Source organism: Paraniabella aurantiaca (assembly GCF_050309965.1).
Lineage (GTDB): Bacteria > Bacteroidota > Bacteroidia > Chitinophagales > Chitinophagaceae > Niabella.
On sequence record NZ_JBLOSY010000001.1, the window covers coordinates 1,098,119 to 1,113,655 of the forward strand.

Annotated in this window: 11 protein-coding genes; 3 read left to right on the forward strand and 8 right to left on the reverse strand. The window is 42.6% G+C overall.

Annotated elements, in window-relative coordinates; genetic code table 11:
• Positions 1-78 precede the first annotated feature (78 nt).
• Complete coding sequence (locus ACLOAU_RS04830; RefSeq protein ID WP_427860717.1) at positions 79-1,020, forward strand: rhamnogalacturonan acetylesterase; 942 nt, start codon at positions 79-81, stop codon at positions 1,018-1,020.
• A 335-nt stretch (positions 1,021-1,355) separates the two neighbouring features.
• Here ACLOAU_RS04830 and ACLOAU_RS04835 read toward each other — a convergent pair whose 3' ends face one another.
• The 3 genes from ACLOAU_RS04835 to ACLOAU_RS04845 all read right to left on the reverse strand — a co-directional run bounded on the left by ACLOAU_RS04835 (position 1,356) and on the right by ACLOAU_RS04845 (position 5,477).
• The gene (locus ACLOAU_RS04835) at positions 1,356-3,440 is read right to left on the reverse strand and encodes a type 1 glutamine amidotransferase family protein (RefSeq protein ID WP_427860718.1); all 2,085 of its coding nucleotides are present in this window, start codon (positions 3,438-3,440) and stop codon (positions 1,356-1,358) included.
• A gap of 31 nt (positions 3,441-3,471) precedes the next feature.
• Positions 3,472-4,668 (reverse strand): putative glycoside hydrolase, encoded by a 1,197-nt coding sequence (locus ACLOAU_RS04840; RefSeq protein ID WP_427860719.1) that lies wholly within the window; start codon positions 4,666-4,668, stop codon positions 3,472-3,474.
• A 62-nt stretch (positions 4,669-4,730) separates the two neighbouring features.
• Positions 4,731-5,477: a glucosamine-6-phosphate deaminase gene (locus ACLOAU_RS04845; protein WP_427860720.1), complete on the reverse strand. Its 747-nt coding sequence runs from the start codon at positions 5,475-5,477 to the stop codon at positions 4,731-4,733.
• Positions 5,478-5,708: 231 nt separating this feature from the next.
• Between ACLOAU_RS04845 and ACLOAU_RS04850 the strand changes: the two genes are divergently transcribed.
• The gene (locus ACLOAU_RS04850) at positions 5,709-7,037 is read left to right on the forward strand and encodes a sugar MFS transporter (RefSeq protein ID WP_427860721.1); all 1,329 of its coding nucleotides are present in this window, start codon (positions 5,709-5,711) and stop codon (positions 7,035-7,037) included.
• Between the two features lie 2 nt (positions 7,038-7,039).
• Positions 7,040-8,227 (forward strand): N-acetylglucosamine-6-phosphate deacetylase, encoded by a 1,188-nt coding sequence (gene nagA, locus ACLOAU_RS04855; RefSeq protein WP_427860722.1) that lies wholly within the window; start codon positions 7,040-7,042, stop codon positions 8,225-8,227.
• Here nagA and ACLOAU_RS04860 read toward each other — a convergent pair whose 3' ends face one another.
• From ACLOAU_RS04860 to ACLOAU_RS04880, 5 genes are all read right to left on the reverse strand, one after another.
• Positions 8,228-9,238 carry a LacI family DNA-binding transcriptional regulator gene (locus ACLOAU_RS04860; protein ID WP_427860723.1) on the reverse strand — a complete coding sequence of 337 codons (1,011 nt, stop codon included), beginning with the start codon at positions 9,236-9,238 and terminating at the stop codon, positions 8,228-8,230. It lies immediately after the preceding gene.
• Between the two features lie 175 nt (positions 9,239-9,413).
• Positions 9,414-10,445 carry a recombinase RecA gene (gene recA / locus ACLOAU_RS04865; protein ID WP_427860724.1) on the reverse strand — a complete coding sequence of 344 codons (1,032 nt, stop codon included), beginning with the start codon at positions 10,443-10,445 and terminating at the stop codon, positions 9,414-9,416.
• Between the two features lie 561 nt (positions 10,446-11,006).
• On the reverse strand, positions 11,007-13,085 hold the full coding sequence (locus ACLOAU_RS04870) for an insulinase family protein (RefSeq protein WP_427860725.1): 2,079 nt from the start codon (positions 13,083-13,085) through the stop codon (positions 11,007-11,009).
• A 59-nt stretch (positions 13,086-13,144) separates the two neighbouring features.
• Complete coding sequence (locus ACLOAU_RS04875) at positions 13,145-14,470, reverse strand: M16 family metallopeptidase (RefSeq protein ID WP_427860726.1); 1,326 nt, start codon at positions 14,468-14,470, stop codon at positions 13,145-13,147.
• A 188-nt stretch (positions 14,471-14,658) separates the two neighbouring features.
• Positions 14,659-15,351, reverse strand: coding sequence for a hypothetical protein (locus tag ACLOAU_RS04880; protein ID WP_427860727.1), 693 nt, complete (start codon positions 15,349-15,351; stop codon positions 14,659-14,661).
• Positions 15,352-15,537 lie beyond the last annotated feature (186 nt).

The following is a 15,537-nucleotide window of genomic DNA, read 5'->3' on the forward strand; positions in this document are numbered from 1 at the left end:
AATGGACCTGCTGCTTACCGATACCGGCCTCGTTCTGCACCGTCTCTCACAAAAGCAATTGGGCAAACATTTTCGTTAATGAAAACCAAGATATATATTTTTAACCCGCTTCTACGAACGCCTGCGGTAAAAATTACCGGTATCGTTATCGGTAACGATGCCGATGATATTTGCGGGCGCTGCTGCAGCGGCTGTCCTAAAAGAAACTACATTAGCAAAACATCTGCTTTGAATGAATTATTTAAAATCATTGATATGAAAAGATTGTTGATTGCCCTAAGCTGTCTTATATTTTTATACAGCTTTATTGAAACAAAGAAAGTAACGATTTACTCCATTGGAGATTCTACTATGTGCGATTATGACCAGCGATACCTGAATGGCTTTGGCGGAGATAACTATCCCATACGCGGATGGATGCAAATGATGCCCCGGTTTTTTTCCAATGAGGTGACTATTAAGAATATGGCGAGAAGTGGCAGAAGCTCGAAGAGTTTCAGGGAGGAAGGCCATTGGCAAAAAACAATCGACCAGGTACAACCCGGAGATTATGTTTTTATCATGTTCGGTCCTAACGATGAAAAAGATGATAGCCTGCGTCATACAGACCCACACGGCTCTTACCGACAAAACTTGCTTAATTATATTACTGAGACAAGAAAGAAAAAAGCTATGCCAATTCTTTTCACCTCGATTACCCGGCGAAAATTTGATAAGGCCGGAGCACTATTACCTAATACATTCGAAGCCTATGTTGAAGAAGTAAGAAAGCTATCAAAAGAGATGAATGTACCGTTTGTAGACCTGAATTTAAGATCCCGCGCATTAGTCGAACAATTAGGACCCGAAGCGTCTAAACAACTCTATGTTTATATTGAGCCGGGTAAATTCACTAAACTTCCCAACGGAAAAAAAGATGATACGCACTTATCTGCAGAAGGGGCAACAGCGGTAGCAAAATTAGCGGGCGAAGGCTTAAGAGCCATTCAATCACCTTTAGCAAAATACCTTTTACAATAGATTTTCACATTGTCAAAACCATATCAAACCCTCATCCGGAGGGTTTTTTCCTGCATAGAAGTTATTACAAAAAAGTATTTCCTTAAAGAACTAAAAAGGTGGTAAAGCGAAGACACATAATTATTCTTCCGTTCTCTCTGATCTAACGAAGTTCTTTAAGTTTCGCGAAAGATATCGTTAGCTGAGGATCTCCTGCCCTTGCTTTACAAATTGGAGGATACCTGAAGAACGTTTGCACACGATTTGATTAAACAGGAAAAGGTCCCCTGTATAGAGAACCTCCTGTTATGTAACACATCATTTAAATTACCTATAGAGTTGTAGCGCTTAACTGTTTACTTTAATTCTATCACAGCCAGCTCATACAACTTTACTTTTGGAATAGTAAATTGTATCATCCCCTTTTCCTGCGTAAAGACCAGGTTGCCGATCGTTGCTGCACGATCCGGGCTCAACAATATGAGCTTTTGTACTTTCTTTCCCTCAGGAATTCTAAGGCTTATTTTTACATTTTCTACTGCTGCCTTTTCGTAGTTAAAATTCACCAGGTGTAATAATAGCCTGTTTTTCTTTTCCTGTTTTACAAGCTCCATCGTCACCGTCTCGGGGCCTTCTATATATAGAGACAGATTATTTCGCGATGCCCATTGGACTGCGTCAATCAGTTGTTGATGATTCTTGGCCAGTTTAAAATAAGGGCCCGCCATAGCCACCATCGTTGGTTTGGGTACGGATGCGACCACTTCTGGCAAATAGATGACACGCCCTTTACCTATTTCGTTACGCTGTTCTGCTATAGGCAGGATGGTTTCCGGCGTGCGGCGGTCATGCCAATCGGGGGCTTTCACCTTTATCAGGTCTGCCAGACCAAAATTCTCTTTTCGTTGATGCCAGGCGTTATATAATGAGGTATGCTCCGTTATAACAAGGCCACCGCCCTTACGTACAAAAGAACGCACTAGTTCCTGCTGCTCCTCTGTAAGACATTCCTGGTTGGCCAGTACCAACACTTTATAACGATCCAGGTTTTTAAGTTGCCCATCGAAGATCACATCAAAAGGAACTTTTCCCTGTATCAAACTTTGCTCAAAAAGAAAAGTGCTTTGATAAGGCCGGTCACTATTGTAAGCCATACTGTTAAAGGTGTGCAACACTGCCACATCGGCTATATTTTTTGTACCGCTATAATAATCGAAATGATCTTTAAAAAAACGGATATAGTCTTTTTGCTCCTGCGTTAGCGGCAGTGGCGTATGGTAGTTGCCCCCATCCATTTCTTCCATACCACCAATGAGCCCGATTCCTTCACGGTTGTAAGCCAGGGCTTCAGCCATCTTCAGCTGACTGTCGTTGGTTTTGATAAAAACACGGTTGTCAAAAGTGCGGGCCATTTTAAAGGTCCGTATCTTGGAAAGCAATGCGCCATTGTCCGCCAAACCGGTTTGTTCCCCTTCTGTCCAGAAATAATTGGTGTGCGGTAATATCCTTGCAAAATCAACACTTTCATTCCACATCGAATTGCGGCCATCTAAGCCATGCGGATTACATTCTACCGCTACTTCGGGGTTCAGGCTTCGAATGTACTGCGCCATTTCCCCGTAATAATCAGCCAGCTGCCGGCAGCGAAAATCGGTCCACTCCTGTGATAGGGGGTCATGCAGTATACCAATGCTCTTACTATAGGTAGGCGGCTCTACAAAACGAACATCGCTAAAGCCTAATCTTTGTTTAAGTTGTTCGGCTGTATATTTTTTGGTTAAAAACTCTCTGAAATGCTGAACCGCTAAAGGATGATAGAATACAGGAGCAATGGCCTGTACCGAAGAGTTATCAAAATGAATGAGATCCACTTTAATATCTTCTACAGCAATCTTTAACACGCGCTTCATATAGTCTTTATAGCCTTCATGCTGGAAGTATACCAGTTTACGAAAGGTCTGACTTCCGTAAGTAACAGGTTGTCCCTGGTAATCCGGCGTTACCCATTCTTTCGCTTCCGGCACTTCGGCAAAAAAGGTTTCAAAGGGTAATGTTGAGCCTATGTAAGCACCTGTTTTTAATCCGTATTTTTTACAATTGGCAACCAGCTTACGGGTGGCATCCACTTCTTCTTTCTCTGCTTTTAAACCGAAGCCTTTATAAAAAAATGCCATGACCATGGTCGCCCCTATGTCTTTGTATTTTTTTACCTGCTCCTCTGTTGATTCTTTTTTAAAGACCTCATCAATCCATACGGGGTTAGCACCCACCCTTCGCCTGAAAGTAGGTTTGATGTCCCAGTTACCGATCATTACTACCGGGAAACCATCCACCCATTTAGGTTCGGCTTTGGCAGCGCCGGATTGAGCCCGCAAACCTGTGGTAAATAAAGCACTTACGATTACCAACACAAAACATCGCAGAAAGAATTTATCATTCATCTGTCCATCAGTTTAAAATTTAGAGAATTATTTAGAGCCTGGTTAATACGAAACCAGAAGCAGGTGCTACCTGTATTGCATTTTGTTTGATTTGTCCGCCTATTGTTTTCCATTTGCCTTTTGGTAAGCTGATGCTTACCGTTTCTGTGGCCGAAGGATTAACCACTACCATCCCTTTGGTAAACTGCCTGCTCCAGGCTTTTTCCTGCTGAACAGCTTTATCTACGGGCGCTCCGATATTTACATTCATTTCAGGACGGTAATGAAACTCCTGGTAAATCGCTTTCTTATCTACAAACGGGGTAATGGCCAGCAGGCTTTGGGGGCCGCGTGTAAGTAAAAAGTTAGCAATCACCCATTCGATTTGCGCGGCATCGGTTTGCTCCACAGCACCTGCTACCTGGTTAATGGAAACATATCCTTTGACAGGAGCGATCTCTTTTAAATAGTCAAATTGCCTTTGCCAGTTGCTGCCCGTAATATTTTTGCCGGTATGGGTAAAGCCATTTTCATCCAACCATATATTTACAGAATGCATCATACTCAACACCACATCGTTCGGCGCGCTGTTGGCCTTGATATTGGCCGCTACTTGTACCCCAATCGGGTTCAGATGCTCCGATAAATAGCGCATCCAGCCGATCATATTGTCCTGGAAGGCCTTATCATTTTTCTTACCGGTATATAACTGCACCCATTTTCCTTTTTCATACCGGCCTACAGCACCCGGCCAGTTACCCAGGTCCACATTATCCATAGCTACTACTTTATAACCCTGTTTAAATGCAGGTAGCATAAACTCCTTCAGGTAAAACTCACGTACTTCCGGATTGGATACATCCAGCGGCACCAGTCCGCCATAATCATATATATAACCATAGGCCGGTGTTACCTTATCTTGTTTATACATGATCCAATCCGGATGATTCTTTTTATACCATTCAATATCAAGTTGCCGCTCAGGATTACGATACGAAGGAAAGTATTTGCTGACTGTAACGCCCTCAATAGGATCGGGCTTTGTGGCGCCCCAGATAAAACAAAATTTATTACCCTGCTTTTGATATACCGAAGCATCTTTTACCCTTCCGTCGAATATCTGTGCGTAGGGCACACCATCCGCAGGTATATTTTGCAGCCGGAGCGGTTGCTGGTCTTTTTGCGCTACACCCCTAAAGCAGGTTAACAAAAAGCCGGCTGATAAGAGCCCTGTTTTTACTAATTTCATATAGAGCTAATTTAAAAATTCATCTTTCTTCTTAAGACAGATAAGATTGGTTGACATCTCTTTTATTGAGCTGTTGCACTCAACAATGCTGCGGAAGGTTGATCCAGATAATAAATGCAGGAAGCGTGTAATTGCAGGATACTGGCCGGATACACCGGACTTACCGGTTGTTCAATGCTATCTTTTACAGCTTGTGCTTTTCTGCCATCGGGAACAGAGCAGATGATATGTGTAGATTTCATGATCTGCTTTACCGACATGCTGATGGCTTGTGCAGGTACTTCTTCCAACGATGCAAACCACCCCTCACCCATTTGCTGCATACGACATTGCTCGTCCAGGTTTACTACCAGGTACGGATCTTCTGTATCAAAATCTGCCGGAGGATCATTAAAAGCAAGGTGCCCGTTTTCTCCAACGCCCACTAATGCTACATCAATCGGATGCTGCCGAATAATTGCATTCAAACGCAGGCGTTCTGCTTCTGCATCTTCTTCACCGTTGATAAGATAGTAAGCTTTTAATGGTGGCATCTTTTCTAAAAAGCGCTCTTTCAGGTATTTTCTGAAGCTGGCGGGATGCGTAACCGGTAACCCGATATATTCATCTAAATGGAACATCACTACTTTGTTCCAGTCGATTCCTTCTTCTTTTATTAATTGTTCCAGGGTCTGGAACTGGCTGGTGCCGGTGGCCAGTATAATATTGGCCTGTCCTGCTTCATTGATCGTATTGCGGATCAGCTCGCCGGCTTTTTTCCCGGCCGCAATTCCTAATTCGTACTTATCTTTTAGTACCATCATTTCCATTGATATCTGTTTTAAAGTTTGGGCGATGAAAGCATCGTTGTAACCAAAAATATCAATTAAGCAATACGAACGAACCCTAAACGGCTAATAAAACAACGGTAACGTTATCGGCAATGATACCGGTAACGTTGCCAATCATTTATCGGGTCATTAACATGAGTAAAGTGGCATTTATCGATATTTTAGCTAAAACATTATAAGGTCCTTTGGACTTTATGTCTAACGATTATCATGAAAGAGCAAACTACTAATATACCCACTCAGGCCCCTGACCCTAAAAGGATCATTGTATCTATCAGCATTATTGCTGTTGTATTTTTTGTGATCGGCTTTATTTCCTGGGTCAATGCCATCTTAATCCCCTACTTTAAAATTGCCTGTGAGCTTACTACTTTCGAATCTTATTTTGTCACCTTCGCTTTCTACATTTCCTACCTGGTCATATCGGTTCCGGCTTCCTATTTATTAAAGAAAACCGGGTTTAAAAAGGGTATGGCCGTAGGCTTCGCGGTAATGGCTGTCGGAGCCTTTATTTTTATACCAGCGGCAGCCACGCGTACTTATGGTATGTTTTTGACAGGCTTATTTGCACTGGGAACAGGATTGTCGGTTTTGCAAACTGCGGCCAATCCTTATATTACTATTCTCGGCCCCATTGAACGTGCTGCACAACGCATCAGTATCCTGGGCGTTTGCAATAAAGGGGCCGGAATATTGGCGCCGCTGATTTTTGCTGCAGTAATATTACGTAAAACAGATACGGAACTTTTTAAGCAGATCCCTTTAATGAACCCGGCAGAAAGATCTGTGGTTCTGGACGAATTGATACAAAGAGTAATGATCCCGTACCTGGTTGTGGGCGTAGTGTTATTATTGCTGGGACTGTTGATCCTCAAATCACCGCTGCCCGAGATCAATACAGAAAATGAAGATGCGGAACTATCTAAAGCCAACGCCGATAAAAAAAGCATTTTCGACTTTCCCTTCCTTATTTTGGGAGCTATCGCCATCTTCCTGCATGTAGGTACACAGGTAATATCCATTGATACGATCATTGGATATGCTACATCCATGCATATACCATTGCTGGAAGCTAAGGTATTTCCGTCCTATACCTTATTTGCCACTATCTGTGGTTATATGCTCGGCGTTATTGCCATACCGAAACTCATCAGCCAGAAGAAAGCTTTTCAGCTCTTCACTATGTTGGGCTGTGTATTCTCATTACTAATTGTACTGGTAAAAACAAGGGTACTATTCCTGGGACATGACACGGATCTATCCATTTGGTTTTTGGTGTTGTTGGGATTTTCCAATTCGCTGATATGGGCCGGTATATGGCCACTGGCAATGAAGGGGCTGGGGAGATTTACAAAGCTGGGCGCCTCTATTATGATCATGGGTCTTTGTGGCAATGGGTTGTTACCCCTTGTATACGGCTACCTTGCAGACCTGCAAGGTGTTAATGAGGCTTACTGGATATTAATACCTTGTTACCTTTACCTGATCTATTATGCATTTTATGGCCATAAAGTTAAAAGATGGTCTTTTAAATCTTAAACATGGATACATTTCTTAAAATAGTCAACGCAAAAATCATCACACCTCAGCGAATTATCAGGGAGGGAACGGTTGTAATAAAGAATGGACTGATTGAAAGTGTCGGTAATAAAAATATAGAGGTAGAAAGTGCAACAGCAATTGATGCAGCCGGCTTATACCTGTCGCCTGGCTTTATCGACCTGCATATACATGGAGGAGGCGGGGCGGATTTTATGGACGGCACGGAAGAAGCCTTTTTAACCATTGCTGAAACCCATGCGCGTTATGGCACCACTGCTCTATACCCTACCACACTAACCAGTGAAAAAAAGGACCTGCTCGAAACGCTGGAAACATTTGAAAGTGCTACTAAAAAAAACACTAACGGCGCCCAGTTAATGGGTATGCATTTGGAAGGGCCTTATTTTGCCATGAACCAGCGGGGCGCACAAGACCCCAGGTATATCCGCAATCCTGATCCTGCTGAATACAAAGAAGTAATTGAAGCCTCCTCTTCAATAAAACGCTGGAGCTCTGCCCCGGAGCTCGAAGGCGCTGTTGCAATGGGCAGATTTTTGCGCAGTCGCGGCATTTTGCCGGCCATAGCGCATACTGATGCTATCTACGAAGAAGTGGTTGATGCTTTTGAAAATGGATATACATTGGCAACCCACTTTTACTCGGGCATGTCGGGGGTAATGCGCCGCAATGGTTACCGGTATGCCGGTGTAATTGAAAGCGGCTACCTGATCGACGAAATGGATGTAGAGGTTATTGCAGATGGCATTCATTTACCAGCCCCTCTACTAAAACTGATCTGTAAAATAAAAGGAGCAGACCATATCGCACTGATCACTGATGCTATGCGCGCTGCTGGCATGCCCGAAGGTGATAGTATTTTGGGTGGATTGGAAACGGGGTTAAAAGTAGTAGTAGACCAAGGTGTAGCCTGGTTGCCAGACAGGAGCTCATTTGCGGGAAGTGTGGCCACTGCTGACCGTTTAGTCAGGAACATGATCCATCTCGCTGAACTGACTTTAACTGACGCTATCAAAATGATCAGTCTCACTCCCGCCCGTATTATGAGCATTGATGATCGGAAAGGATCCATAGCTGCGGGCAAAGACGCCGACCTGTTGCTGTTTGACCAGGATATACACATACATAAAACCATCGTAAAGGGAAGGGTTATTTATAGCAGCGAATAGCTAACGAAGCGTAGATTCTCTTGCTATCAAAGTTCCGGGCAGTATTATATCTTCAGCAATAAAATTGCGTTTATTGATATGCTTCAGCAGCAGTTCACAGCTTTTTTTACCTATTTCAAAAGCTGGCTCGGCAATGGTAGATAACGTAGGAGAGACAACGGTAGATACCGGGTCGTTGGTAAAACCTATTACACCCACTTCCTTACCCACCTGTAAGCCCATTTCTTTTAATGTAATTATCGCGCCGATTGCTTTCCTGTCATTTACAGCGAAAATAGCGTCAGGCTGGTCTTTGCGGCTAAAGATTTTTGTGGCATCCTGCTGCCCGTCTTCCTGGGAGAAACCGGAGTGAACGATCCATCGATCTTTTGCAGGCAGGCCATGTTTTTTTAAGGCGTCCAGGTATCCCTTTTTACGTTTTTGTGTAAAGCTGAGCCCTTCCGGTCCTGCTATATGGGCTATCTTTTTATAGCCCCGTTCAATTAAATGCTCAACCGCTTCAAATGCGCCATTATAGTCATCCTGCATCACTTTTGATGTAGGAATACCATCAGACACCCGGTCAAAGAACACAATAGGAACACCCGTGTCCATCACCTGTTGAAAATGGGTGCCGGCATCAGAATTTGTTGAAACAGAAACCAATAATCCATCAAGATTGGAAACTGCCAGATTTTTTATAATAGACAGTTCACGCTCGGGCGAGTCGTTAGTAATATGGAGAATAATGTTATAATCATTCTTATAAGCCACTTCCTGTATACCCGTAATAACGGTAGAGAAATAGTAATTAGTGATAAAAGGCAGGATCACGGCAATATTATGCGAGTTGCGATTCACCAGGCCCATTGCATTAAAATTGGGCCGATAATTGAGTTCACTCGCTAACGCCAATACCTTTTCTCGGGTTTCCTGGTTTACGTCGTAAGTATCTCTTAACGCACGTGAGACGGTAGAGACAGAAATATTTAATTTTTTGGCTATATCCTTAATAGTTACAAAACGCCCCATGCATAAAAGCTATATCCGATGAAGGTAACCATTTTGAATTAAAAATCCGCGGGGTTCCAATAGCCTTACCTATTGGGCATCAAACATAAAAAAAGTATCCACCCCATTGAATGAGCAAAAAAATAACCGCCCCGAAAGAGGCGGTTCTACTAACCCGTCAAATAAAATATACCTGTTATGCGTTCTTCAGTTCTTCTATTTTCTCCCTGATCTTAGCTTCTATTTCACCCGCCAGTTCAGGATTATCAATTAGTAAGCTTTTTACAGCATCACGGCCTTGTCCCAGTTTATCGCTGTTATAGCTATACCAGGATCCGCTTTTTTGAATGATATTCAATTCAACCCCCATATCGATGATCTCCCCTGTTTTGGAAACACCTTCTCCAAAAATGATATCAAACTCAGCAGACCGGAACGGAGGCGCTACTTTATTTTTTACCACTTTTACTTTTACACGGTTACCGATTGCTTCATCGCCATCTTTAATTTGCGCTGAGCGGCGGATATCTAACCTTACTGAAGCATAGAACTTCAGGGCATTACCACCGGTTGTTGTTTCGGGGTTACCAAACATTACCCCGATCTTCTCACGAAGCTGGTTGATGAAAATACAAATGGTGTTGGTTTTTGAAATAGTAGCTGTAAGCTTTCTTAAAGCCTGGCTCATCAAACGGGCATGTAATCCCATTTTGCTGTCTCCCATTTCACCTTCGAGTTCGCTCTTGGGGACCAGCGCTGCAACAGAATCTATCACCACAACATCCAGCGCTCCGGACAATATTAACCGGTCGGCGATTTCCAGCGCCTGCTCACCATAATCGGGCTGGCTTATTAATAGGTTATCTACATTTACCCCCAGCTTTTGGGCATATACACTATCAAACGCGTGTTCTGCGTCGATAATGGCGCACATACCGCCTTTTTTCTGTGCTTCTGCTATAACGTGCGTAGCGATCGTTGTTTTACCAGACGATTCCGGGCCATATATTTCGATAACACGGCCTTTAGGCAGGCCTCCAATACCCAAGGCGGTATCAAGGCCAATGGAGCCGGTAGAAACCACTGCATGCGATTCTACAGCTTTCTCATTCATCATCATTACACTACCCTTACCATAATCTTTATCGATTTTTTCCATGGTAAGCTTTAGTGCTTTAAACTTCTCGTTATTAACGTCTATTTCGGGTGATTTATCTGTCTTTGCCATAATCCAAAATTACAATTTAGCTATCTCCTGTCTAAAATAATTATCAACAACAAAACTAATATATTTAGCACAATAATGCTAATTTATTTGGATTTATTTTTTAGAGCTTAATAACTGCAGTCTTTATTGAAAAGTCTAACCGCCTACAAAACGGCTTGGAGTAACCGGGGAAAATTTTTCGCACCTTTGCAGAGCTAAAAAGTTTTGAGCCAACATATCTCATCCCATGATGGGTGCTGCCAGTATTGGCACGGGGCAAAAAGATTTTTTAGCTTTTTTATATATTGTCATATAAATTAAGCACAACTCTATACTTGTCTCTTAGTGCTTCAAAATACCTCTCCCCTTCCAGCCAGTGAAGACACTGGCCAGAGCTATGCTAAGGTTTGTGTCTCACAAACCAGCCGGATGCATTTCAATAAAATTGATGCCGGTTTGTTATTACGCGTCATAAGATAAATGCATTGTAACAATATTACAAATTATGCTTTTCCCCATATACAATAAAGGCGCACCAGTTCGGATGCGCCTTTATATCTGTTGCTAATATTTTATTTAAAACTACTCAAAATCTTTATCCGCAACACCCTCATTCAACTTGTAGTTTTTTAGGGTCAACTCGAAAGTCTGTCCCATGATCGACTGGCTCATTGAGCCGGGCAACTGGATACCACCTACTGTTGTATAGTTACCGAACTCCATGGTTTGCTCTAGCTCCTGTCCACCAGCCTTGATCTTCGATTCATGTTTAACAAGCAAACCGGTCTTTGCCGAATAGTACTCCGTTTCTGTTTTACCGCTGGGTTTGGTTACTACAATTTTATAGGCATCTTCTCCATTTACCTTTTCAATAACCGGAGCGCTTAACTTAAAACCATCTGTGTTATAATATAGCTGTGGAAATAGGCCTTTGGTATCTCCGGCAGCAGCTATTTCATCAGCACCTAGCTCTTTCTTTTGTCCCATTTGCTCCTGGTAACCCGTTTTACCATTAAATACTTTTTTCATAACGGTCATACCGCCCATTGATAATTGCATCAATGACTTATTGGGCGCTGCATTTTTCATAACGCCGCCCAGCGACTGGCCACTTATATTCATTGTAATATCAGCGCTCATAGAAGTTATTTTTCCCAACGCTTCTTTTCCTCCAATAGCAGCAATATACTTATCGATTACGGTTTGAGCCGTAACGTTTTTATCAACACCGGCTGATGGAGCCGTAGCAGCTTCTGATACAGGAGATGCATAGGTATCATACAATTTAACCGGGTAGCCCAGCTTGCTTAAACCGTCTTTAACTACCGAAGCTTTACCTACTACAACGATGCGGGTATCTGCACTGTTCAGGTATTTTTGTGCTACACGCTTAATATCTGCCACACTTACTGCATTGATCTTTTGCAGGTAGGTTCTGTAAAAGTCGTTAGGCAGTCCGTTGATTAAAATAGTAGTGGCATAGTTGGCAGTGGTCTGTGGATTTTCCATACGCATAGCAAACACACCATTATATACTGCTTTGGCGGTAGCCAATTCTTCTGCTGTGATCTTTCCTTCTCTCATATTGTTGATCTCCCTGATGATCTCAGCAACAGCACTGTCTACTTTATCATTACGCACTGAAGCACCCGCCTTGAACATGGTTTGGTAACGATCTGAAGGAAGGTTGCTGTAACTACCGTAAGTAAAACCATGCTTTTCACGAAGGTTCATGAACAATTTGCTTTCGGCCCCGCCACCCAAAATATGATTAGCTAAAACCAATGCATGGTGATCGGGATTGCTATAAGGATTATTAATCAGGTTGGCTACAGAAATTTCGCTCTGCACCGCAGAAGGCACATCAATCAGGTCGATCTCCGTTTTCGCAGGATTAGCTACAGGTGTACTTTTCGCGATCTCAATTTTCTTACCGGTCCAGCTGCCGAATGCCCTGGTAGCATATTCCTTCGCCTGGGCAGGCGTGATATCGCCTACAAAAGTTAAAATACTGCTGGCTGGGCTCAGGTACTTCTGGTAGGCAGCTTTAACATCATCAAGTGTAACCGCTTCTGTTGTTTGAATGGTTTGAAACTCGCCCCTTGCTGTACTTTTCCCATAGGAGATAGCATTTACCACTCTTGCAGAAATAGACTTGGCATTTTTTTCCTGGGATTTCAGGTTAGTTACCGCCTGTGATTTCAGTTTATCGAAATTTTCTTTTTCGAAAGCCGGGTTTCTTAACGCATCAGCCATTAACATCAAACTCGGTTCAAAATAACGGTTTAAGGCGGACACATATCCACCGCCTGAGTTTAATGAAACAGAAGCGCCCATCACTTCTACTTTTTCGTCAAATGCTTCTTTGGAGAGACTTTTAGTACCCTCGTTCAGCATATCGCCCATTAAACCTATAACACCCGCTTTATTTCCCTCTACAATATCACCACGATTGGTAGAAAGGCTTGCTGTTATTTTAGGTAGCTTATGATTTTCTACCACCAGCACGGTCATGCCGTTAGGTAAAACAAATTTAGCCGGATCAGCAATTTTAATGACAGGAGCAGGCCCTTCCTTTGGCTTTTTGCTTCTGTCTATTGTTTGTGCAAATACCGCAGTGCAAAAGAACAATGCAGCAGATGCTATAAAAACTCTTTTCATAACTTATCATTTATTGCTTACGCAAGTTTTTTAAAATACATTTAGATTAGTGGGACCTATTATTTAACAGCTTCTTCTTTTTTTGAAGGCAAATAATAAAGTACCACGCGCTGATCTTTGTTCAGGTATTTTTTAGCCACATCCTGGATATCCTGGCGGGTTATCGATTTAATCAGATCTAATTCTGTATTCAGATAATTGGTATTGCCGTGAAATGTGTATCCACTGGCCAGGCTCTCCGCAATCCCCATCATGGTGTTGTTGCCGCTTACGAAATCATTTTCTGCCTGGTTTTGTAATTTGGTAAACTCCGCCTCAGAAATAAGAGAAGTTTGCAGTTTAGCTACTTCCTCATCCATATCAGCCAGCAGTTGATCCAGGCTCTGGTTACCATTAGGTATGGCAAAGGTCATGTAAGCGCCATAATCTTCCAGCGTGTAATTAAATGCCTGCACTGCTACCGCATTTTTCTTTTGATCTACCATTTTTTTATACATACGGCTGCTTGCTCCTCCGCTTAATATTTGTGAAGCCATGTCCAGCACAATCGCATCACGCTCCTTCATACCTATTGTACGGTAAGCAGCTACTATCGCAGGGATCTGGATATTGGCATCGTAAGCCGTGTCAACAATTTGTTTCGTAATAGGGTCTTCTTTAATATTTACTCTTTCAATGGCAGGACCTTTGGGAATGGGTCCGAAATAGGCTTCTACCAGTTTTTTTGTTTTAACCGGATCGATATCTCCCGCAACCACCAATACTGCGTTATTAGGAGCGTAATATTTTTTGTTAAACGCTAAAAAGTCGGGCAGCTTGGTATTGTCCAGATCGGCCATACTTCCTATAATTGGCCAATGATACGGATGTTTGGTAAACAGCTTATTAAAGACAGAAGCGATCAGGTTACCATAGGGCTGGTTATCGATGCGCAATCTTTTTTCTTCTTTTACCACCTCGTTCTGCGTTTTAACGCCATCCTCGTTAATCACGGGATGCATTAATCTTTCACTTTCCAGCCAAAGGCCTGTTTCGAGCTGATTGCTCGGAAATGCCTCAAAATAGTAGGTACGATCCTGGCTGGTATTGGCGTTGTTTTGACCCCCGTTTTGTGAAACGATCTTCATAAACTGGCCTTTCTTGATGTTTTTAGATCCTTCAAACAACAGGTGCTCAAAAAAGTGCGCCATTCCGGTATGCCCGGGCACTTCATCTTTGCTACCCACATGGTACATTACCGAAGTAACGACCACCGGAGCTGTATGATCTTCATGCAATACCACGCGCATGCCATTGCTCAAATCGAATTCTGTAAACTTTACCTTTTGCGCCATAGCGGGCAATGCGCCTGCCAGCAGCAAAAGGCCAATGTTGATTTTCTTCATCTGATTTTGTTAAGAATTAAAATAAAAATATAAAAGACCAGGTCGCCTGTTAGTCGGACGAAGCTAGTAAAAAACAGGTAGCTACAAATTACCGCTCATATAATATTTAAAACGATAAGAAAGACAATTCCTACTTTGGTGAAATACCGCAAACAAAACAACTCCTCAATATATATTAAAAAGAATCATCAAGCCACCCAATTAGCGATCATAACGGCAAGTGCACCTACGCCAAGGCCCATGTAATACTCACGTGGTGTGTGCGCTGATAATAATAAGCGGGATGTACCTACCAAACCGGTAATTAACATAGCCAATGCGAGGTAGATGGTAATATTAGTAGATGACGGATCAAAAGTAAGCAGACAAAGAAAGGTGGTTGCAGTGCCCAGGCCGATGCCATGCATGCTTATCTTTAAATAAATATTAGATAAAAGCCCCATTGAAGAAGCCAGGAAAACACCCAATGCAAATACAATGAGGTAATGAGGTACACCCGGTAACCCTCTCCACACATACCAGATCCAGAAATACCAGATATTACAAATGATAAACGGTATGATCCGGTCTTTTCTTTCTTTTAGTTTGATAGAACTGATCAGATTAAGGCCTTTTAAAAGAAGCACACTTATCAAAGGGAAAAAAGTGTAGTTGATAAATGCCCTGCCCAGGGTTAATACTTTTTCTGGTCCGGAAGCACCTACAAATAAAAAGGGCTCTACAAATAACAGGAAAGCGATTACATACATCGGAACAAACACCGGGTGAAACAGATAGGAAAGGAAATTAGCGAGTCCTTTCAATACAGGACCCGGACTATAAGAAGGCTTTTCATCTGACTGTTGTAAACCCTCGGGTGTTATAAAAAGCTGTGTAGACATATTGTATCAGACCGCAAAAGTAATGGAATTATTTTCAGAGTGGGTGATAGCTTCCGCAGGTTTCGAAGGTATCTGATCCAAATAAAGATTTTTAGTTTCCTGCAATACCCCGCCAGCTACGAGGCCGTTGTTATTTCCGGAACCCCTTTGCTATAAATAACACGGTGAACAGCAAGTGCATCTACC

Excerpts from the sequence above, each read along its gene's own strand:
- nagA (WP_427860722.1), top strand. The coding sequence starts at position 7,040 with ATGGATACATTTCTTAAAATAGTCAACGCAAAAATCATCACACCTCAG.
- ACLOAU_RS04875 (WP_427860726.1), bottom strand. The coding sequence starts at position 14,470 with ATGAAGAAAATCAACATTGGCCTTTTGCTGCTGGCAGGCGCATTGCCC.
- ACLOAU_RS04840 (WP_427860719.1), bottom strand. The coding sequence starts at position 4,668 with ATGAAATTAGTAAAAACAGGGCTCTTATCAGCCGGCTTTTTGTTAACC.
- ACLOAU_RS04835 (WP_427860718.1), bottom strand. The coding sequence starts at position 3,440 with ATGAATGATAAATTCTTTCTGCGATGTTTTGTGTTGGTAATCGTAAGT.
- recA (WP_427860724.1), bottom strand. The coding sequence starts at position 10,445 with ATGGCAAAGACAGATAAATCACCCGAAATAGACGTTAATAACGAGAAG.
- ACLOAU_RS04850 (WP_427860721.1), top strand. The coding sequence starts at position 5,709 with ATGAAAGAGCAAACTACTAATATACCCACTCAGGCCCCTGACCCTAAA.
- ACLOAU_RS04870 (WP_427860725.1), bottom strand. The coding sequence starts at position 13,085 with ATGAAAAGAGTTTTTATAGCATCTGCTGCATTGTTCTTTTGCACTGCG.
- ACLOAU_RS04860 (WP_427860723.1), bottom strand. The coding sequence starts at position 9,238 with ATGGGGCGTTTTGTAACTATTAAGGATATAGCCAAAAAATTAAATATT.
- ACLOAU_RS04830 (WP_427860717.1), top strand. The coding sequence starts at position 79 with ATGAAAACCAAGATATATATTTTTAACCCGCTTCTACGAACGCCTGCG.
- ACLOAU_RS04880 (WP_427860727.1), bottom strand. The coding sequence starts at position 15,351 with ATGTCTACACAGCTTTTTATAACACCCGAGGGTTTACAACAGTCAGAT.
- ACLOAU_RS04845 (WP_427860720.1), bottom strand. The coding sequence starts at position 5,477 with ATGGAAATGATGGTACTAAAAGATAAGTACGAATTAGGAATTGCGGCC.